This window comes from Rhodococcus sp. NPDC059234, from assembly GCF_042754225.1.
Classification (GTDB): domain Bacteria; phylum Actinomycetota; class Actinomycetes; order Mycobacteriales; family Mycobacteriaceae; genus Rhodococcus_G.
In genome coordinates this window covers 1-19,367 of the sequence record NZ_JBHZAH010000015.1, presented here as the reverse complement: position 1 = coordinate 19,367, position 19,367 = coordinate 1, and the positions used below count along the sequence as shown (strand labels likewise).

The following is a 19,367-nucleotide window of genomic DNA, read 5'->3' as shown; positions in this document are numbered from 1 at the left end:
ACGCTGGGGCCCGCTGGCACGATGGCGACGGTGCGCACCCTCTTCGAACCCGCCCACGTCGATGCCGGACGGATGTATGCCCTGCTGACCGCCTCGGTGGTGCCGCGACCGATCGCGTGGGTGTCCACCCGCGGCGCGGACGGCACCACGAACCTGGCGCCCTACAGCTTCTTCACCGTCACGAGCACGGACCCGCCGGTCGTCCAGTTCACTTCGGTCACCCGCAAGGACAGCCTGCGCAACATCGAGGAGACCGGCGAGTTCGTGGTGAACCTGGCGACGGCGCCGCTGATCGATCGGGTGAACGCCAGCTCGGCCGTGTTCGACGCCGCCGTGAGCGAGTTCGACGAGGTCGGGTTGACGCCGGAGGCGAGCGCTTCGGTGCGCCCGCCGCGGGTCGCGGAGTCGCCGATCGCGATCGAGTGCGGCCTGCACCGGGTGATCGAGGTGGGCAACAGCTTCGTGGTGATGGGGGCGGTGCGTGCGATCTCGGTGCGCACCGACGCGCTGGCCGAGGACGGACTGCCGGACTTCGCGGCCATCGCCCCTGTGAGCAGGCTCGGGCGCTCGGAGTGGGGCCTGCCTCCCCAGGTGCGGGTGCTGCAGCGGCCGGGGCGACCCCTCCCCAGCTAACCGTAGGTTAGGCTTGCCTGAGCTTCACGTGCAGCGCCCGTGCAGCGCACCGAAACATCTCTCAGGCGAGGACTGTCGATGGCCAAGCGCAGCAAGTTCGTCAAACCCGAGCACCGCGAGTTCATCCGGACCCGAGTGCTCGCCAGCAAACAGATCAGCCCCAACTTCGTCCGGGTGACGGTCGGCGGCGAGGAGCTGCGCGGGTTCACCCCGCTCGGATTCGACCAGTGGTTCCGGATGTTCGTCCCGCAGGCCGGGGCGAGCGCGCTGCGACTGCCGAGCGCGACGAGCAACCTCTGGTACGCCCAGTACCTGGCGATGTCGAAGGGAAGCCGGCCGGTGGTGCGCAACTACACCGTCCGCGCCTACCGCGCCGCCGACCGGGCGCTGCACGGCGACACCCCCGAACTGGACGTCGACTTCGTCTGCCACGGCGCCGACGCGCACGGGGACGCCGGTCCGGCGTCGACCTGGGCCACCGGGGTGGCCCCCGGCGACGAGATGGCGTTGCTCGACGAGGGGCTGATCTACCACCCGGCGCCGACGGCCGGCTGGCAGCTACTGGTCGGCGACGAGAGCGCCCTGCCCGCGATCGCGGGCATCCTCGGCTCGGCGGCGCCGACCCTGCGGGCCGAGGTGTTCCTCGAGGTGCCGCACGCCGACGACGCCCAGGAACTCGGCGAGCCCGCGGGGGTGCGCGTGCACTGGCTGGTCCGCGGCGATTCGCCCGCACGACCGGGCGTGCTCGCGCTCGAGACGGTCCGGGCGGCACAGTGGCCGGACGCGCCGTCGTACGCGTTCGTCGCCGGGGAATCCGATCTGGCGACCGGGGTGCGGCGCCATCTCGTGAGCGACCGCGGGGTCGCGAAGGCCGACATCGCCTTCACCGGGTTCTGGCGATTCGGCAAGTCCGCGCCCTAGTGCGCTGCGCGCAGTGGAGTGCTTACGGAGGTCCCGCTATCCGTGAGCACTCCACTGCAGCGAAGCTGCCTATCCGGCGTGCTTCTCGACGAGCGCGCCGAGCCGGGGCAGGGCCTCGACGACGTTCTTCTTGGCCGAGGGGCGCAGGCCCGAGTAGACCTTCTTGATCGCGGACTTGCTGGTGCCCTCGATCTTCTCGTCGGTGACGCCGAGCAGGGCGTCGGCGACCTCGTCGCCACGGCCGGTGAGGAACTCACCGAAGCCGGTGGCACCGGTCGCGCCGAAGTCCTGCCAGAACGGCTCCAGACGAGCCACGAAGCCCGGGAGCAGTCCCTCGACCGCGTCCGGAACGATCGACGGTCCGACCTTCTTCACGGCGCCGTAGCCGCCCTTGAGGGCCAGACCCGAGGCGCCCGACTTGTCCGAGACCTCGGCGTCGATCAGCTCCTGCACGTCCGCGACGACGGCGGGCAGCCGCGACGGGTCGAGCAGGGTTTCGTTCAGTGCTGCAACCACTTTCAATGCCTCCGATGTTGACTGGGATGTCGAGGCCAGACCTTATACGACGAGGCGACCCCTCAGTACACACCAGTCACTCAGTTCACACCGGCCACTCGGCAATCTGCGCTGCGGCCGATCGCCGGCAACAATCCAGCGCACTCACGGCCGCCGCCTTCGGGCGGCCCGAAGTCAGCCGAGGAGACTATGACAGCGCGCCAGCCGGGCCAGCCACCAGTCGGTCCGCTCACCGGTCGCGCGCAACCGCGCGAGCCGCTCCGGATCGGGGTCCACGAGGGTCGCGGAGAGCGCCCCGTCGCGCATCGGGCGCGGCGCGGCGACGTCCTCCTCGAAGAGGCTGCCGGTCCCGAGCCCGCACGCGAACTCGAGCTCCGGCAGGGCCGCGGCGGCGGCCAGCCCGGCGCCGATCCCGACCACCGAGTCCAGCGCGCTCGACACGACGACCGGCACGCCGTGCTCCGCGAGTTCCTCCGACAGTCGCAGGAGCGCGCGGATGCCGCCGAGCGGCGCGACCTTCACCACCGCGACGTCCGCCGCGCCGGCCCGGACCACCCGCATCGGGTCGTCGGCCCGCCGGATGCTCTCGTCGGCGGCGATCCGGATGCCGCGGCCGGTGAGCCTGCGGCGCAGTTCGACGAGTTCCGGCACGCTGGCGCAGGGCTGTTCGGCGTACTGCAGGTCACCGCCGACGGTCAGCGCCGTCAGCGCGGCGGCGGCCTCGTCGACGGACCAGCCTCCGTTGGCGTCGACCCGGACGTGCTCGACGTGCGCGCGGACCGCCGCGACGCGGGCCAGGTCGTCGGCGAGGCTCTGGCCCCGCTCGGCGACCTTGACCTTCGCGGTGCGCGCGCCGGGGAAGCGGGCCAGGATCTCCGGTACCCGGGCCGCCTCGATCGCGGGCACGGTCGCGTTGACCGGGACCTCCGCGCGGCGGGCGGTGGGCGGACCCTGCCAGGCGCATTCGATCGCCGACCGCAGCCAGGACGCGGCCTCGGCGTCGTCGTACTCGGGGAAGGGCCCGAACTCGCCCCAGCCGGCAGGGCCGTCCAGCAGCAACACCTCGCGGACGGTGATGCCGCGGAAACGTACCCGCATCGGCAGGCTCACCACCGTGGCGGCGGCGAGCAGGTCGTCGAGCGCGGGCACCGCGGCGGTCACGGCGTCGCCGCCGCGTCCACGAAGGCCTCGCCGCGCAGCACGGGCACCACCGCGCTCGCGTCGAACTCGGCGGCGATCTCCACGTCCGCCGCGAAGCCCTTGTCGATCAGTTCCCGCCCGCTCGCGCACTCGCGCAGGCGGGCGCCCAGGTCGGCCGACGCCGCGGCGAAGGCCTCGGCCGCCGACCGCGATTCGGGCGAGAAGCGGCCGGGCACCACGCCGAGGGAGGACAGCACCGCGCCCGCACCCCACAGGTCCTCGGCGGCCGGACGCAGGGTGCGATCGGGCCATCGCTCCCCCGCCGCGATCACCGCGACCCGCTCGGCCCCACGCTCTCGCACCCACCTGGCCGCCGCACTCGCGTTGCGCAGCGAGGCGCCGACCACCTCGACACCGGACTCGGCGAGCCCGAAGCAGAGGGCCGACCCGTTCGGGGACGGCAGCACCAGCCGTGCGGGTGCCCGCGCGGCGCGCATCGAGGCCGGCGAGAGGCTGATCTCCCCCGCCGCGGCGCGGGACCGCCCGACCGCGACCGCCGCCTCGCGGTCGGCGGCGTACCCGACGGCCGAGCTCGGGTCCCAGCGGTACGGGTAGACGACGGTGCCCGCGTCGAGCGCGACGGTGAGCGTGGTGGTGAACGACAGCACGTCCACCACGACCGCGACGTCGCAGTCCTGGGTGAGCGCGGCAGCGCCGGTGGCGCCCCAGTCGAACCGGACCGGGTAGCTCCCCTGCCGGTGGGCGCGCAGCATGCGCCCGTCCTCCCCGCGCAGCCCGCTCATTGTCAGGGCTGTCCCGGCATCAGTACGAGCATCAGCGCGTCGCAGTCCGCGAGGAGGGCGCCCTCGGCGTCGACGAGCCTGGCGCTGACGAACGTCTTGCGGCCCTCGACCCGGTCGACCTGTCCCTCGACGGTCAGCGGGGTGTCGATCGGGGTGATCTTGCGGTAGTTCACGTGCAGGTACGCGGTGCGGCTGATCGGACGGCCGTAGGCGTGCGTGATCATGCCGAACAGGTCGTCGAACAGCAGCGGGAGCGTGCCGCCGTGCGCGGCGCCGTTCCCGCCCATGTGGAACCGCCGGAACACCCCGGTGCTGCGCACGCCGGTCTCGTCGAACTTCTCGATCGTCCATGGCATCATCAGCAGGCTGCCGCGTCCCGGCAGGCCCATCGCGCGCCCTCCCGCCTGCAACCCCTCGCGTACCCGGAACGGCTCGAGGGTGGCAGCGAGCGCCTCCGCCTGCTCGGCGGCGAGCCGGACGGCGTCGGCGGGCGGGGCGGTCGAGACGGCCAGGTCCTGCACGGTGCGCAGCGCCGCGATCAGCCTGCCGAAGTCGGGGCCGCCGTCGTCCTCCACGGACTTGTAGACCGGGAACCCGCCGTGCTGGTCGTAGCTGTCCACGTCACCCCGGCCGCGCGGGCTCGGCGTCCCCTCCACCTGATCACTCATGACTGCACGGTAAGCCCGGAGGCACCGCGGGGCTCGGTGCGGGGTTGTCCGGGCGCGCGCCACCGCCGCGTCGTGGGGCATATCCTTGGCGGTCGTGACCTTCAATCCGCAGCTGTGGCGCCCCGTCCCCGGGTTCGAGAACCTCACGGACATCACCTATCACCGGCACGTCACGCAGGGCACGGTCCGCGTCGCGTTCGACCGTCCGGAGGTGCGCAACGCCTTCCGCCCGCACACCGTCGACGAGCTGTACCAGGCGCTCGACCACGCCCGCATGACCTCCGACGTCGGCGCGGTCCTGCTGACCGGCAACGGTCCGAGCAGCAAGGACGGCGGCTGGGCGTTCTGCTCCGGCGGTGACCAGCGGATCCGTGGACGCAGCGGCTACCAGTACGCCGCGGGCGAGACCGCGGACACCGTGGACAAGGCTCGCGCGGGACGGCTGCATATCCTCGAGGTCCAGCGACTGATCCGGTTCATGCCGAAGGTGGTCATCTGCCTGGTCAACGGCTGGGCCGCGGGCGGCGGACACTCACTGCACGTGGTGTGCGATCTGACCCTGGCCAGCCGCGAGCACGCCCGCTTCAAGCAGACCGACGCCGACGTGGGCAGCTTCGACGGCGGCTACGGCAGCGCCTACCTCGCGAAGATGGTCGGGCAGAAGTTCGCCCGCGAGATCTTCTTCCTCGGCGAGACGTACACCGCCGAGGAGATGCACCGGATGGGCGCGGTGAACAAGGTCGTCGACCACGCGGAGCTCGAGGACGTCGCGCTCGAGTGGGCGGACAAGATCAACGGCAAGTCCCCGCAGGCGCAGCGCATGCTCAAGTACGCCTTCAACCTGACCGACGACGGACTGGTCGGCCAGCAGCTCTTCGCCGGCGAGGCCACCCGGATGGCGTACATGACCGACGAGGCCGTGGAGGGCCGCGACTCGTTCCTGGAGAAGCGCGATCCGGACTGGTCGCCGTACCCCTGGTACTTCTGATGCGCTGACCGAGTGGCGGTGACAACCAACGGAAGTCACCGCCACTCGAGTTCGTCAGGCCGCGACAACCTCGTCCGAGAACCGGCGGATCGCCCGCAGCCGCTCGCCGACGTCCGTGAAGTCGGCGCCGTAGAGGTGCCACGGCGAGACCCGAAACTCGGTCACGCCGAGGTCCGCGAGCGCGCGGTAGCCGTCGAGGTCGCGGACGCCGGTCGGCGACACGTTGATCTCGAAAGGCTCGTTCTCACGCCCGAATTCGGCGCGCAGTCGGCGCAGTCGCTCGATCGCTGAGCTGAGTTCGTCCACGCCCGCGTTGACCGAGATCCATCCGTCCGCAAGACGGGCGGCTCGACGCAGCCCCGCGTCGCTGTGCCCACCGACGTAGATCGGCACCGGCAGGTCGGGTGCGGGGCTGATCATCAGCCGGTCGAAGTCGTAGTGCTTGCCGTGGAACTCGACCCACTCGGGACCCCGCCCGGCGCACACCGCCTTGACGATCTCGATCGCCTCGTCGGTGCGCGCCCCGCGGGTGCGCATGTCGGTGCCGGTGAACGCGAATTCCTCGGGAATCCACGACAATCCGACGCCGACGGCGATGCGGTTGTCCGACATCACCGCCATCGTGGCAATCTGCTTCGCGGTCAGCAGCGGATCGCGTAGCGGTAGCTTCAACACGTTGGTGTAAAAGGTGATCCGCTCGGTGACCGCCGCCATCGACGTCATCGCAATGAACGGGTCCGGCATCGACGTCTCCCCCGACCACATCCGCTTCCCGTCCGGTGAGTACGGGTACGGCGCGGACACCGTCTCGGGGTAGAACACCGAGTCCGGCAACGCGATGGAGTCGAATCCGGCGTCCTCGGCGGCGATCGCGATCTCACGCAGGTCGCGGGCGTCGATCATCGCGACCGGCAGCGACCACTTCACGACAGCCGCACTACCTTCGACGTCGGGATCGGGTGCGAGTCCGCCTTGATCCAACGCATCGCCCAGGTCCCCTCGGCGTGGGAATCGGTGTCGATCCAGTTGCCGTAGCCGGGATCCTTCGCCGCCACCACGATCGTGAGGGTGCCGTCGTCGTTGAGCTTGGCGGTGTGGTTGTTGATGTAGACGTTCGTCCGGTTGTAGTCGAGCGACTCCACCCAGAAGTTCTGCAGCACGAAGTTGAAGTAGTCGCAGTTCGGCACCTCGGTCTCGATGACCCACGCCTCGTCCTCGGCGAGCTTCCAGTATCCGTGCAGGTAGAAGATCGTCGGATCGCCGCCGGCCTTCTGGAACTGCTCCTGCCCGCGGTCGAAGATCTCGTTGGGCTCCGGCATGAAGTCGCGCGACCACTCGAGGAAGGTGGCGGCCGAGCCCTTCAGCATGCCGATCGCCCGGGCCAACCGCTGTCCAAGCTCGTCCTCGGTCAGCGGAACGAATTCGCCGTCGGGGTCGAGGCATTCGATGGACAACTCGCCGGGCACCTCGGCACGCCGGTCCGCGTAGGTCTGCCGCACGGAGATCAGGTTGCTGTCCGGCGCGAGCGGCAGCCACGCCCCCTCGGCGGGCTCGTCCACGCTCGCGATGAACTGGAAGCGTCCGTTCTCGTCGACCTCGAGGTCGTGGATGTGCAGGTCGCCGGTCTGCAGCATGGTGCCGTCGATGTGGTAGCGGTTGACCCGCGAGCCGAAGGTGATCAGAGGAACCGTTCCCCGGGTGCCGGTGATCCGGTACGTGTACTGCCCGGAGATGTTGGCGCGCATGTAGATGTTGTCCGGATTGTCGGCGCCGATCTTGGTCATCATGTTCGGGTTCGGCGCGGACGTGAACTGCGGCCACCGCGGGTCGGTGTACTCGACGCAGTTGATCGTCGCGTAGCGCAGCAGCCGGCTCAGGTAGCGGACGCCCTCTGCCTGCGTCAGCGAGTCCCGCGGGACGATGTCGTCCTCCAGGATCTTCCCGACCTCGAGCAGGTCTGTGCAGAACCTTTCCCACGTAGCGTTCATTTGAGTATCCCTGTTCTGGTTGATGTTTCGAATATTCAGACAGTGGTGGCGAACTTCGCCTCGACGTCCGCGGCCGTCACGCCGAACTCCTCGAGCGAATAGCGGTGCGAAGGACGGCGATGATCGGCGAGGCTGGCCTGGTGCGACGCCGCCACCGCGGCGCGGGCCGCGTCCGTGAAGGGCAGGGCGAACTGCGCGTAGATCCTCGAGGTGGTGCCGACCGGATCGGCGAAGAAGTCCTTGTAGTCGACGTCGATGAACTGATCCGGGTTGTAGCGGGCGCGGGCACGATTGAAGGTCTGGTTGCCGCGCGCCCACAGGTCGAGTTGGGTGCGCCCGATTGCCGGGCGGTCGAAGGCCTTCGACATGTCGTGCCCGCCCTGCTCCGCAAGGCTGAAGGTGGACGCCATCGACGTCAGCGGGTCCCGAAAGGTGCGGACGAACAACGCGTCGGGGTAGACCGTCATGATCTCGTCGAGCGCGAAGACGTGGCTCGGGCTCTTGAGCACCCACCGCCGGTCCGGGTCGTTCAGCCCGATCAACTGCAGGTTCTTCTTGTGCCGCGCGTACGTCTCGGTCCAGTCCTGCCCCGCCAGCCACCGCGTGTAGCTCGGCACGTACGCGACGGTCTCGAACGCGGTCGAGAGCATCGTCTGCTGCAGCAGGCGCCAACATTCCTCGACCTCCTCCGATCCCATGAAGTGCACCTTCATCAGGTCCGCCTCGTTCGCCTGACGCGCCCGGTAGAAGGCGTCGGCGCGCCGGAAGTCCTCGTTCTCCGACCATTTGTCGCGATCGGGACGCGGCTGAGGGGTCTCGGCGAGCCACATCTCGGCACCCTGGTGCGCCGGGTCGGCGCCGAGCAACCGGTGCAACGCGGTGCTACCGGTCCGCGTCAAGCCGACCACGAAGATCGGGCGCTCGATCGGAACATCGGCGTGCTCGGGATATCTCGCAAATCCGGCCTCGCTGGTCAGCCGTCCCGCGAGCGCCGCCACGATCATCTTGCGAGCGATCACCTTGCCGTGGGGAGTGAGGTCGGCCTCCCGCTCGAACGACTCGAGCAGCACCCGCAGCCCTTCGAGGTAGCCGTCACCGCCGAAGTCGCTGTACCCGGCCGCCTCGCGCGCGGCCTGATGCAGGTCCTCGATCGAACCGATGCCGTCGTAATCGTGTGTCATCCATACGTCCTTGTGAGAGTGGATCAGTGGTGGGCGTGACCGCAGTTGACGTCCAGGCACTGCCCGGTGATCGCGCGAGCGAGGTCGGAGGCGAGGAACAGCACCGCATTCGCGATGTCGTCGGGTTCGGGCAGCCTGCGCAGGTCGGTGCCTGCCGCGATCTCGGCGTAGACCTCGGCCGGGTCGACACCGCGCTGCTCGGCCTGCTTCTCGACCATCCGCTGGACCCGCTCCGCCCAGATGTAGCCCGGTGCAACGGAGTTCACGCGGACACCCATCGGGCCCAACTCGACCGAGAGGCTGCGGGCGAGGGCGAGCAGCCCGGCCTTCTGCACCCGGTAGGCCCCGAAGTTCGGCAGCTGGTTCCGCAGCACCATCGAGTTGATCATCACGACCGACCCCTGGGACTTCTCCAGCGCGGGCACCAGTTTCCGGGTCAGGTTGAGCGCCGCCAGCAGGTTGACGTCCAGGCCCTGCCGGACCGACTCGAACTCGGCGTCGAGGAGCCGCTCGTGCGGTGGCTGCACGAACGCGTTGTGCACCACCGCGTCGACCGCTCCGAACTCCGCGAGTGCCACGTCGACAAGGTTCGTCGCCGACGCGTCGTCGGTGAGGTCGGTCGGTACGGACACCGCGGTACCGCCCAGTTCGCGGATCTCCTCGGCGACCTCGGCCAGCCGCGACGCGGTGCGCGCGGCCAGGACGATCCGGGCACCGGCCAGCGCGCCGCGGACCGCCACCGAGCGCCCGAGCCCCGTCCCGACACCGGAGACGACCACGACCTTCCCGTCGAGCAGCGCCGGCATCGCCTGCGGTGCCTGAAGCCCCGACGTCATACCTGCGCCTTGGGGTCCAGAACGACGCTGAGCGAGACGATCTTGCCCTCGTCGTCGAACTCGAAGAGATCGCTGGCGAGGAAGTCGGGCATGCCCTCTCGCTGCACGCGCACCTGCATCGAGGCGTACCGACCGGAAACGACGATCGGCGAGTATCGGCTGACCGTGAACGGCATCTTCGCGTTCGCGGTGTCGAACTCGCGGATCTCGTCGATGCCGCGGTAGGTCCGCACGCCCAGCGGCTCGTGCTGGACCGCGTCGGCCGCGAACAGCGCGACCAGTTCGTCGACATCGTGATTGCCGAGATGGTTGACGTACGACTCGATCACCGAACAGATGTCGTCTCGGGTAGGCACAGGGAACGCTCCTCAGGGTGGTGGGTGAAACGGGCCGGATCAGGCGATGACGCCGCGGCTGCGGAGCTTCTCGACAATCTGGGCTGCGGCCTCCGCGGGAGTCGTCACGGTCGTGTCGACCCGCAGCTCGGGGTTTTCCGGCGACTCGTACGGGGAGTCGATGCCGGTGAAGTTCGTCAGGTCGCCCCGCCGCGCCTTCTTGTAGAGCCCCTTCGGATCCCGCGACTCGGCCACGTCGATCGGCGTGTCGACGAACACCTCACAGAAGCGGTCCTCGCCGATCAGCTCGCGGGCCGCGTCACGCTCCGCGCGGAACGGGGAGATGAACGACGCCAGCACGATCAGGCCGGCATCGGCCATCAACCGGGCGACCTCGGTGACCCGGCGGATGTTCTCCACCCGGTCGGCCTCGGTGAAGCCGAGGTCCCGGTTCAGACCGTGGCGGACGTTGTCGCCGTCGAGCAGATAGGTGTGGCAGCCACTCGCGTGCAGTTGCCGCTCGAGCTCGTTCGCGATGGTCGACTTGCCGGACCCGGACAGACCCGTGAACCACAGCACCTGAGGCCGGTGACCGTTCAGGACCGCCCGGGACTCGGCGTTCACGTCCACGGCCTGCCAGTGGATGTTGTCCGACCGGCGCAGCGAGTGCGCGATCATGCCCGCACCGACGGTGGTGTTGGTCAGCCGGTCGATCAGGATGAAGCCGCCCGTGTCGCGGTTGTCGGTGTAGGCGTCGAACGGGACCGGCCGGTCGAAGCTGATGTTGCACACGCCGATCTCGTTGAGCGCCAGCGTGTTCGTCGCCGTCTGCTCGAGCGTGTTGACGTTGATCTTGTACTTCGGCTTGGTGATCCGCGCCTGCACCGTCATCGTCCCGATCTGGCACACGTAGGGGCGTTCGGGCAGCATGTCGTGCTCACCCATCCACACCAGCTGCGCCTCGAACTGATCGGCAACCCCAGGTAGGGCGTCCACCGCGGCGAGGACGTCACCGCGGCTGATGTCGATCTCGTCGGCGAGGGTGATCGTGACCGACCGGCCGGCGGTGGCCTCCTCGAGGTCGCCGTCCATCGTGACTATTCGCGCGACCGTGGACTCCGTTCCGCTGGGCAGCACCCGGATCCGGTCGCCCGGGCGCACCGAGCCGCCGACGACCTGTCCCGAGAATCCCCGGAAGTCGAGATCGGGCCGGTTCACCCACTGCACCGGCATCCGGAACGGCCCGGTGCGCAGGTCGTCGTCGATGTCGACGGTCTCGAGGTGTTCGATCAGCGACGGACCCTGGTACCAGGGCGTGTTCGGGCTGCGCTCGGTGAGGTTGTCGCCCAGGTACGCGGACATCGGGATCGGGACGACGCGGTCGAGCCCGATCTCGGCCGCGAAGGCCGTGTACTCACCGACGATCTGTTCGAAGACCTCCTGTGAGTAGTCGACGAGATCGAGCTTGTTCACCGCGAGCACCACGTTCCGGATGCCGAGCAGCGAGACGAGGTACGAGTGCCGGCGGGTCTGGGTCAGCACGCCCTTGCGGGCGTCGATCAGGATCACCGCCAGATCCGCCGTCGACGCACCGGTGACCATGTTGCGGGTGTACTGCTCGTGACCGGGAGTGTCGGCGACGACGAACTTGCGCCGCTCGGTGGTGAAGTAGCGGTAGGCCACGTCGATCGTGATGCCCTGCTCCCGCTCGGCCGCGAGACCGTCCACGAGGAGGGCGAAGTCGAGGCCCTCACCCTGGGTTCCGACCTTCTTCGAGTCGCTCTCGAGCACGCTCAGCTGGTCCTCGAAGACCAGCTTCGACTCGTACAGCAACCGGCCGATCAGCGTGGACTTGCCGTCGTCGACGCTGCCGCAGGTGATGAACCGGAGCATGGATTTGGTCGCGTGCCGCTCGAGATACTGCTCGATGTCGTCGGCGATCAGGTTGGACGAGTGAACCATCAGAAGTACCCTTCCTGCTTCTTCTTCTCCATCGAGGCGCTGCTGTCGTGGTCGATCACCCGGCCCTGCCGCTCGGAGGTGGTGGTGAGCAACATTTCCTGGATGACCTCGGTCAGGGTCGCGGCCGTCGACTCGACCGCGCCGGTGAGCGGGTAGCAGCCGAGGGTCCGGAACCGGACGCTCTTGAGTTCGGGAACCTCCCCGGGACGCAACGGCATCCGGTCGTCGTCGACCATGATCAGGGTGCCGTCCCGCTCGACCACCGGGCGCGGCGCGGCGAAGTACAGCGGCACGATCGGGATGTTCTCCTGCCGGATGTACTCCCACACGTCCAGTTCGGTCCAGTTCGACAGCGGGAAGACGCGCAGCGTCTCGCCGGGCGAGCGCCGGACGTTGTACATGCGCCACAGTTCGGGACGCTGCCGCTTGGGATCCCAGCGGTGCTCGGCCGAGCGGACCGAGAACACCCGTTCCTTCGCGCGGGACTTCTCCTCGTCACGGCGGGCGCCACCGAACGCCGTGTCGAACTTGTGGAGGTCGAGCGCCTGCTTGAGACCCTCGGTCTTCCACATGTCCGTGTGCGTCGACGACCCGTGCGTGAACGGGTTGATCCCCTTCTCGACGCACTCGGGATTCTGGTGGACGAGGAGATCGAAATCACCTGTGGCAGCGGACTCGTCGCGGAGCTTGTACATCTCCTGGAACTTCCACGTCGTGTCGACGTGCAGCAGCGGGAACGGCAACCGGGACGGGAAGAACGCCTTGCGGGCCAGGTGCAGCATCACCGCACTGTCCTTGCCGACCGAGTAGAGCATCACGGGGTTCTCACTCCCCGCGACCGCCTCCCTCATGATGTGGATGCTCTCGGCCTCGAGTCTCTCGAGGTGGGTCAGTGCACGTGTCATCGCGCAAGTACCTCCAGTGCTTTGCCTGCCAACTCCGGGCGGCAGATCAACAGGTCGGGCAACCAGGGGTTCTCCTGGTTGTAGACGGGAACGGATCCGTCGATTCGCGAAACATGAAGTCCCGCAGCACGGGCTACGGCGACCGGGGCCGCCGAGTCCCACTCGTACTGGCCTCCGGCGTGGGCATAGATGTCCACCTCGCCGCGGACCACCGCCATCGCCTTCGCGCCGGCCGAGCCCATCTCGACCAGTTCGGCGCCGAGGGCGGCAGCCATCGCCATGACGGGCTCGGGTCTGCGGGTCCGGCTGACGACGACCCGGGGCGCGGCCGGCACCGGTCGGGTCGGGGTCGGCGAATCCGCCGTCGAGTAGGTGACGCCGAGTGCGGGCATCGCGACCGCGCCGGTGGTGAGCTCCCCGCGCTCGACGAGCGCGACGTGAACGGCCCAGTCGGCGCGGCCGAACTCGCCGAACTCCCGGGTGCCGTCGAGTGGGTCGACGATCCAGACCCGGTCGGCGGTCAGCCGCGCGGCGTCGTCGGCGCCCTCCTCGGACAGCACCGCGTCGCCCGGGAACCGCCGTGCCAGCTCGGCGACGAGGAACTCGTGGGACAGCCGGTCGCCCGCGGCGCGCACCTCGGCCGGGCCCTGACCCGCCCGTTCGGCGTCCAGTCGATACGACTGAAGGAGTTGCCCTGCAGCGGTCGCGATTTCGGCGGCAGCACGGTCGTCCGCGGAGCCATCGACGGCCGGAGGATGCGGCGCGAGTGCCGCGACTTCTGTGGTCATGCTGTGACTGTAGGCACAGAATGAACAATGTTCAATACTAGATCGAACATTGTTCATTCTTTTGTGGGGAGGCCCGCCCCGAGCTGGACGGATACGGTGACGCGGTGAGCGAATCGAACGGAAAATCGATCTACGGCGACGCGGAGGCGAGGCGCCGGCGCACCCTCGACGCGGCCGCCGCACTGCTGGACGAGGGCGGCTATGCCGCGCTGACGATCCGATCCGTTGCGGGGCGCGCCGGAACCAGCACCGGGTTGATCTACCAGTACTTCGCGGACAAGCAGGAGATCTTCATCGCGCTGCTCAACGAGAGCCAGCTCGAGTCCGCAGCCTTCGTCGCCGCGCTGCCCCGCGACCGCGGCGTCGCTTCGCTGCTCGAGGCGGTCATCCCGAACTCGGCACGACAGTGGGCGCGAGTCGGGCGTATGACGGCAACCTGGCGCGACGTCGAGGGGGCCGCCCGCTCCGAACGCGAGTCCGTTCGGGAACTGCGCGTGACCGCGGAGCGGTACAACGCGGAACTACTCCGGGCGATTCTCGAGGCAGCGGAGGCAGAGGGCCGCACGCTGCTCGACGATCCCTCGCTCATCCGCTTCGTCCTTTCGGGACTGATGGGCGTGTCCGACACCATCGTCAACAAGTGGATCCCGGACCTCGAGGTGCCCGCCTTCGCGGAGTTCTCGGCGGCGGCGATCACGCGGGGTATCACCGCACCGGGCGCCGCCGACTAGACGTACTCCACCCGTACCTTCTCGATGCGCCCGGCGAACGGGAACGGCGCCCGGTCGCGGTAGTCCAGCGACACCGGCGAGCCGAGGCAGGTCCCGATGTCGAGGCAGTCGTTGGCGGTGAACAGCAGCGGCACGCTCACCGGAACCACGCCCTCCGCGAACGTCTCGCCGTCGACCGCGAGCACCACCCGCAGGGGCCCGCCCGGCCGCGCCTCCGCGAACGACGTCGCGACGGTGACGGTGTGCGCCCCCGCGGGGAGCCTGCGCTCGGACCGGATCTTGGTGCGCATCAGGATGAAGAGGTTGTACTCGTAGCAGAGGTACCCGTCGTCGACGTAGCAGGTGAGCCCGCCCGAGTTGGAGCCGAGCGCGTACAGCACCCCGGAGGACTGCTCGGGCGCCGTCAGCTCGATCGTCACCAGGTTGCCGACGTTCCCCAGCCTGGGCGCGCAGAATTCGGGCATCCGGGTGATGTCGCCGGTGAACTCCCACCGCCGCTGGGACGAGGCGGACAGGTACTGCGGATGGGTGAGCACCCACAGCCCGCCTCCGACCGGCAGCACGTCGTTGCGCGCAGCCTCGATGGCGAACAACTCGCGCAGCTGAGCCAGCTTCTCGGGCTGCTCGGCGGCGAGGTCGTGGTTCTGCGTCCAGTCCTCGTCCAGGTGGTACAGCTCCCACACGTCGTCGTCCGGACTCCAGTCCGCGATCCCCGGCGGCATCCCCTGCAGCCACGGCGCCTTCGGTCCGAAGGCGGACGCCATCCAGCCGTCGTGGTAGATCGCCCGGCTGCCCATGATCTCGAAGTACTGGGTGAGCTTGCCCGCCTTGGCATCCCGGTCGACAAGGGTCCGGGCGAAGCTCGCTCCGTCGAGCGGGTCCTGCGGGAATCCGTCGACCGTCCGCGGCGGCGTGATGCCGACGACGTCGTAGACGGTCGGCGCGATGTCGTTGCAGTGCAGGAACTGCGACCGCGGCGTCGCGTCGGGGGCGACCTTCCGCGGCCAGCGCACCGCCATCGGATTGCGGGTGCCACCGAGATGCGAGGCCAGCAGTTTCATCCCCTTGTAGGGCGTGCTGCCCGCCCACGCCCAGCCCGCGTGGTACATGTTGTCGGTCAGGGGCGAACCCAGCACGTCGAGACCGCCGAGTTCGTCGAGCGCGGTGAGGTGCTGCGCCACCGTGGTGGGAATCCCGTTCTGCGCCAACAATTCACTGATGGTTCCATTCTGCCCCTCCCCCGATGAGCCGTTGTCGCCCCAGATGTAGACCACCAGGGTGTTGTCCAGGCGCCCGAGCCGCTCCACCTCGTCCAGCAGCCGCCCGACCTGCACGTCGCAGTGCTCGGCGTAGCCGGCGGCCACCTCCATCAGGCGCCGCTGGAACGGCCTCTCGTCCTCTGGGATGTCGTCCCAGGCCGCCATCGTCGCGTCCCGAGCGGTGAGTTCGGCCTCCGGCGGAATCCAGCCCTTCTCCTTCGCGCGCTCGAAGACCCGCTCGCGGTAGGCGTCCCAGCCGTCGTCGAACTTGCCCGCGTAGCGATCGGCCCACGGCTTCATCACGTGGTGCGGCCCGTGCAGGCAGCCGCTCGCCCAGTACATGAAGAACGGCTTGTCGGCCTCGAACGCCTGATGCCGGCGCAGCCAGGCGATCGCGTCGTCGGCCAGGTCCTCGCTGAGGTGGTAGCCCTGCTCGGGCGTCTTGGGCGGCAGCACCACGGTGGTGTTGCGCACCAGATTCGGCTCGTACTGCGAGGCCTCCCCGGCAAGGAAGCCGTAGAAGTACTCGAACCCGACGCTCGTGGGCCAGTTGTCGAACGGTCCCGCGGCGGTGGTCTCCGTGGCCGGGGTGTTGTGCCACTTCCCGAACGCCGCCGTGCTGTAGCCGTAGTGCCGCAGCACCTCGGCCATCGTGGCGCTCGATCTCGGGATGCAGCCGGAGTAGCCGTCCCAGTCGTTCGCGAACTCGGCGATCTGTCCGTACCCCACGCGGTGATGGTTGCGCCCGGTGAGCAGCGCGGCCCGGGTCGGCGAGCACATCGCGGTGGTGTGGAAGCGGTTGTATCCGACGCCCTCGGCGAGCACCTTCTCCAGCGTCGGCGTGCGGACCTCCCCACCGAACGTGCTGGGCAGACCGGGCCCGGCGTCGTCGATCAGCACGACGATGATGTTCGGGGCGTCGTCGGGCAGCCTGCGCGGTTTCTCCCGCGGGCTGTACACCGACTCCTGCATGGTCCGCCCGGCCACGCTGCCCGAGGGCGTCGGCGGGAACGGCAGCGTGTCGCCGCCTGGAATGGGTTCCCCGAGCACAGTCGAACTCATGCACTCTGTCCTCTCGTCACCGAGCAAAACAGTCGAGCTTCCGACCCCACTACTTCACCACCTGGCGCGTGCGCAGGGACGATTTCGGGCAGACTGATCGGATGGGCGTCGATCGGGAACAGCCTGCACCCGAGCACCGTCGGCCGGACGGAGTCACCGACGCCGAGGTCGCGGCACTTGGGCTGCTGTCCGAAGCCCTCGAGACCGTGGAGCGGGCGCGCGGCCACCTCTACGACTTCCACCAACTGATCGGCCACGCCGACCACCAACTCGGTGACGCCGTCGACGCGCTGGCCGCGGCCGGCCACGGCGCCCTGGCCACCCGCCTGCGCGAGGAACTCCTCGGCCGCAACGTGCTGCCCGGACGCTGGACCTTTCAGGTGGTCGAGGAGTTCGACGACGGCTACTGGTCGGAGTTCCGCGACCACGAGCGGGACGCGCGGGACACGATCACGGGCGGTCGACGCCACGTCTACGAGGCGGAGATGAAGGAAGACCGTCGCACGCACGGCAGACCCGGGCACGAGGCGCGCCCCACGCAGGAGGGATGACAGTGGAGGTACTGAGCAGCCGAATCATCGTGCGCCCCGCCGACTATCCGGCCACCCGGGACTTCTATGCGCACGCCCTCGGCCTGGCGGTCGCCCGCGAGTATCCCGGCGGCACCGTGTTCTTCGCCGGCCAGGGTCTGATCGAGGTCGCCGGGCACGGCGGCTCGGGCGGCGGGTCGACCTTCGCCGGGGCGATCTGGCTGCAGGTGCGGGACCTGCAGCAGGCCCAGTCCGAACTCGAGCTCGCGGGTGTCCCGATAGTCCGGGACGCCCGGCAGGAACCGTGGGGCCTGCACGAGCTGTGGATCGCGGACCCGGACGGTGTACCTATCGTGCTGGTGCAGGTGCCCGAGGACCACCCGCTGCGCCGGGACAGTCGCTGACCTCGGCTGGCCGTCACTCGACGGCGGCGGGCTCCTCCTCCGTCGCCGCCCGGTGGGCCAGCGCCGGCCGGGCCGCCAACTCCACCGCCAGCAGCGCCAGCACCGCGATCAGGATCGTGACCACGACCACGGTTCCGGACGGGTAGCGCCAGAACACCAGGGCCGCGATGGCGACGACGATGATGCCCACCCGCAACGGGATCCGGAAGGTGGCCGCCACACGCTCGAACGACCTCGGTTCGCGGTCGGTCTGCGGGGACCGCAGTTTGTCCATCGCCCTGCTGTACCCCCGGCGGATCGCGGACGCGGAGGCCGACGATCCCGACAGGTAGCCGACGATGCCCACCAGTACCGCGACCACGAACACCGCGCGCAGCGTCGTCCGGAGGGGTTGCACGACGGTGTCGAAGAGGACGGCCGCAGCGTCCGCCGACAGCACGTCCGGCGGGATCGCGCCGAGGTAGACGGCCCGGCCGATGCTGATGGAGACGGCCAGCAGCGCCATCGCCACCGCGAGGGCCGCACCGACGAGCGACAGAGCCCGACGCCGCCCGGCCCGCGGCGCGGCCCAGATCGCGGCCACCGCGGCGAGCAGCGTCAGCCACGGGAGCACCGCCGAAGCCTTGTTGAGGGCGTTGACCGCCCGCTGCGCCTTGACCAGGTCGGCCGACTCGAAGATCACGAAGGTGGCGTTCACGTCGGGAAGCTTGTCCACGAACGAGAATCCGCGCTGCACGAGGTTGGCCTTCACGGTGTCGATGATCGCGGCGAGCGAGACGCTCACCTCACCCTTCTCGTTGATCTTGACGCTGCCGGTGTTCTCGCCGGTGGCCGCCGAGACCAGTTCCTCGTGCGCCTGACGGTTGGCCTCGACCCACATGGTCTCGAACTGACTCGACGACACCAGTGACGAGGCCGCCTCGTGCACGAAGGACTTGGCCTGGCCGGCGATCACCGGGGCCAGGCCAACTACCGCGGGTGGCACCCGGGGCGCGAGCTCGGTGAGCGCGCCGAGGGCGTCGGCCGTCATCTTCTCCACGTCGACCCGGGTCATGATCTGGTCGGTGATCTGGTTCGCCAGCTCGGCCTGCAGCACCGGGTTCGAGGCCAGCGGCGTCACGGTCTGCACGTACCGGTCGGTGTCGAGGACCTCGCTCCGGGCGAACCGTGCCACCACTGACGCGTACCCGAGCACCATCACCAGCACGAGCAGCAGCGCGGTCGCGGTCCAGCGGAGCCCCGGATGGCCGCCTGCGGGCGGTGTCGGTCGCTCGGCGGTCGGCGCGACCTCGGCCGACCGGAGTTCGGCCACCTCGGTTCGCAGCCGGACCAGCTCCGCGCGCTCGTCTGCATTCAGCGGGGCACCACTCGCGGCATCGCCGTGCGGCCCGCCGGTTTCCGCATCCGCCATCGCGGATCTCCTTCCGTCACGCCGCGCGCACGCGCACCGCTCCCATGACGAGTAGAGCAGGCCACGCCGCGGAGCGACTCACCTGCGAAGGGTGATTCGTCAGGCAAAGTCCGCGCTGAGTGCGGCCGGAGCGGGCGATCGGGCTCGCCACGAGCAGTCCGGGGACCGGAGCGGACCACGGCCGCCGGGAGTGAGCGCCCGGGTTGCATCACCGCTCGGCGAACGACGAGGGGTGGGGGGTGGGGGCCGCAGGCGCCCCGCCAGACCCCACAGGCTGGGGTGCGACAACACCACAGACAACAACCC

The 19,367-nt window shown here is 69.4% G+C and carries 20 protein-coding genes; 6 read left to right on the top strand and 14 right to left on the bottom strand.

Annotated features, from left to right (window positions below; all coding sequences use genetic code 11):
* Positions 1-30 precede the first annotated feature (30 nt).
* Together ACFXGJ_RS05340 and ACFXGJ_RS05335 are read left to right on the top strand one after the other, a co-directional pair.
* Positions 31-633, top strand: a complete 603-nt coding sequence (locus ACFXGJ_RS05340) for a flavin reductase family protein (protein WP_378617292.1) — start codon at positions 31-33, stop codon at positions 631-633.
* A 78-nt stretch (positions 634-711) separates the two neighbouring features.
* On the top strand, positions 712-1,554 hold the full coding sequence (locus ACFXGJ_RS05335) for a siderophore-interacting protein (RefSeq protein WP_378617221.1): 843 nt from the start codon (positions 712-714) through the stop codon (positions 1,552-1,554).
* Positions 1,555-1,623: 69 nt separating this feature from the next.
* Here the strand turns inward: ACFXGJ_RS05335 and ACFXGJ_RS05330 are convergent, their stop codons facing one another.
* The 4 genes from ACFXGJ_RS05330 to ACFXGJ_RS05315 form a co-directional block, all read right to left on the bottom strand.
* Positions 1,624-2,070 carry a DUF6918 family protein gene (locus ACFXGJ_RS05330; RefSeq protein WP_378617219.1) on the bottom strand — a complete coding sequence of 149 codons (447 nt, stop codon included), beginning with the start codon at positions 2,068-2,070 and terminating at the stop codon, positions 1,624-1,626.
* A gap of 174 nt (positions 2,071-2,244) precedes the next feature.
* Complete coding sequence (locus ACFXGJ_RS05325; RefSeq protein WP_378617217.1) at positions 2,245-3,231, bottom strand: o-succinylbenzoate synthase; 987 nt, start codon at positions 3,229-3,231, stop codon at positions 2,245-2,247.
* Positions 3,228-3,983, bottom strand: a complete 756-nt coding sequence (locus tag ACFXGJ_RS05320) for a 2-phosphosulfolactate phosphatase (protein ID WP_378617290.1) — start codon at positions 3,981-3,983, stop codon at positions 3,228-3,230. Before ACFXGJ_RS05320 ends, ACFXGJ_RS05325 begins: the two co-directional genes overlap by 4 nt.
* Before the next feature lie 32 nt (positions 3,984-4,015).
* Complete coding sequence (locus ACFXGJ_RS05315) at positions 4,016-4,681, bottom strand: PaaI family thioesterase (RefSeq protein WP_378617215.1); 666 nt, start codon at positions 4,679-4,681, stop codon at positions 4,016-4,018.
* Between the two features lie 94 nt (positions 4,682-4,775).
* On the opposite strand from ACFXGJ_RS05315, the gene ACFXGJ_RS05310 reads away from it, so the two are divergent.
* The gene (locus ACFXGJ_RS05310; RefSeq protein ID WP_378617213.1) at positions 4,776-5,669 is read left to right on the top strand and encodes a 1,4-dihydroxy-2-naphthoyl-CoA synthase; all 894 of its coding nucleotides are present in this window, start codon (positions 4,776-4,778) and stop codon (positions 5,667-5,669) included.
* Positions 5,670-5,723: 54 nt separating this feature from the next.
* Here the strand turns inward: ACFXGJ_RS05310 and ACFXGJ_RS05305 are convergent, their stop codons facing one another.
* From ACFXGJ_RS05305 to ACFXGJ_RS05270, 8 genes are read right to left on the bottom strand one after another with little or no spacing between them, the layout of a single operon-like run.
* Complete coding sequence (locus tag ACFXGJ_RS05305) at positions 5,724-6,596, bottom strand: TIGR03619 family F420-dependent LLM class oxidoreductase (RefSeq protein WP_378617211.1); 873 nt, start codon at positions 6,594-6,596, stop codon at positions 5,724-5,726.
* A complete protein-coding gene (locus ACFXGJ_RS05300) occupies positions 6,593-7,657 on the bottom strand; it encodes a DUF1214 domain-containing protein (protein ID WP_378617209.1) in 1,065 nt (354 codons plus the stop codon). The genes ACFXGJ_RS05305 and ACFXGJ_RS05300 overlap by 4 nt, the downstream gene beginning before the upstream one ends.
* Before the next feature lie 35 nt (positions 7,658-7,692).
* Positions 7,693-8,838 (bottom strand): sulfotransferase family protein, encoded by a 1,146-nt coding sequence (locus ACFXGJ_RS05295; RefSeq protein ID WP_378617207.1) that lies wholly within the window; start codon positions 8,836-8,838, stop codon positions 7,693-7,695.
* A 23-nt stretch (positions 8,839-8,861) separates the two neighbouring features.
* A complete protein-coding gene (locus tag ACFXGJ_RS05290; protein ID WP_378617205.1) occupies positions 8,862-9,674 on the bottom strand; it encodes an SDR family oxidoreductase in 813 nt (270 codons plus the stop codon).
* Positions 9,671-10,030: a nuclear transport factor 2 family protein gene (locus ACFXGJ_RS05285; protein WP_378617203.1), complete on the bottom strand. Its 360-nt coding sequence runs from the start codon at positions 10,028-10,030 to the stop codon at positions 9,671-9,673. Before ACFXGJ_RS05285 ends, ACFXGJ_RS05290 begins: the two co-directional genes overlap by 4 nt.
* Before the next feature lie 39 nt (positions 10,031-10,069).
* Positions 10,070-11,971 (bottom strand): sulfate adenylyltransferase subunit CysN, encoded by a 1,902-nt coding sequence (cysN, locus tag ACFXGJ_RS05280; RefSeq protein ID WP_378617201.1) that lies wholly within the window; start codon positions 11,969-11,971, stop codon positions 10,070-10,072.
* The gene (gene cysD / locus ACFXGJ_RS05275; protein ID WP_378617199.1) at positions 11,971-12,876 is read right to left on the bottom strand and encodes a sulfate adenylyltransferase subunit CysD; all 906 of its coding nucleotides are present in this window, start codon (positions 12,874-12,876) and stop codon (positions 11,971-11,973) included. Before cysD ends, cysN begins: the two co-directional genes overlap by 1 nt.
* On the bottom strand, positions 12,873-13,664 hold the full coding sequence (locus ACFXGJ_RS05270) for a 3'(2'),5'-bisphosphate nucleotidase CysQ (RefSeq protein ID WP_378617197.1): 792 nt from the start codon (positions 13,662-13,664) through the stop codon (positions 12,873-12,875). The genes cysD and ACFXGJ_RS05270 overlap by 4 nt, the downstream gene beginning before the upstream one ends.
* 104 nt (positions 13,665-13,768) lie before the next feature.
* Here ACFXGJ_RS05270 and ACFXGJ_RS05265 point away from each other — a divergent pair, with 104 nt between their 5' ends.
* Positions 13,769-14,395: a TetR/AcrR family transcriptional regulator gene (locus tag ACFXGJ_RS05265; RefSeq protein WP_378617195.1), complete on the top strand. Its 627-nt coding sequence runs from the start codon at positions 13,769-13,771 to the stop codon at positions 14,393-14,395.
* On the opposite strand, the gene ACFXGJ_RS05260 is transcribed toward ACFXGJ_RS05265, so the two are convergent.
* Positions 14,392-16,716, bottom strand: coding sequence for an arylsulfatase (locus ACFXGJ_RS05260; protein ID WP_378617193.1), 2,325 nt, complete (start codon positions 16,714-16,716; stop codon positions 14,392-14,394). The genes ACFXGJ_RS05265 and ACFXGJ_RS05260 overlap by 4 nt on opposite strands.
* Before the next feature lie 101 nt (positions 16,717-16,817).
* Here ACFXGJ_RS05260 and ACFXGJ_RS05255 point away from each other — a divergent pair, with 101 nt between their 5' ends.
* A complete protein-coding gene (locus ACFXGJ_RS05255; protein ID WP_378617191.1) occupies positions 16,818-17,267 on the top strand; it encodes a hypothetical protein in 450 nt (149 codons plus the stop codon).
* A 2-nt stretch (positions 17,268-17,269) separates the two neighbouring features.
* Positions 17,270-17,650 carry a VOC family protein gene (locus ACFXGJ_RS05250; RefSeq protein ID WP_378617288.1) on the top strand — a complete coding sequence of 127 codons (381 nt, stop codon included), beginning with the start codon at positions 17,270-17,272 and terminating at the stop codon, positions 17,648-17,650.
* Between the two features lie 13 nt (positions 17,651-17,663).
* Here ACFXGJ_RS05250 and ACFXGJ_RS05245 read toward each other — a convergent pair whose 3' ends face one another.
* Positions 17,664-19,061 (bottom strand): hypothetical protein, encoded by a 1,398-nt coding sequence (locus tag ACFXGJ_RS05245; protein WP_378617189.1) that lies wholly within the window; start codon positions 19,059-19,061, stop codon positions 17,664-17,666.
* Positions 19,062-19,367 lie beyond the last annotated feature (306 nt).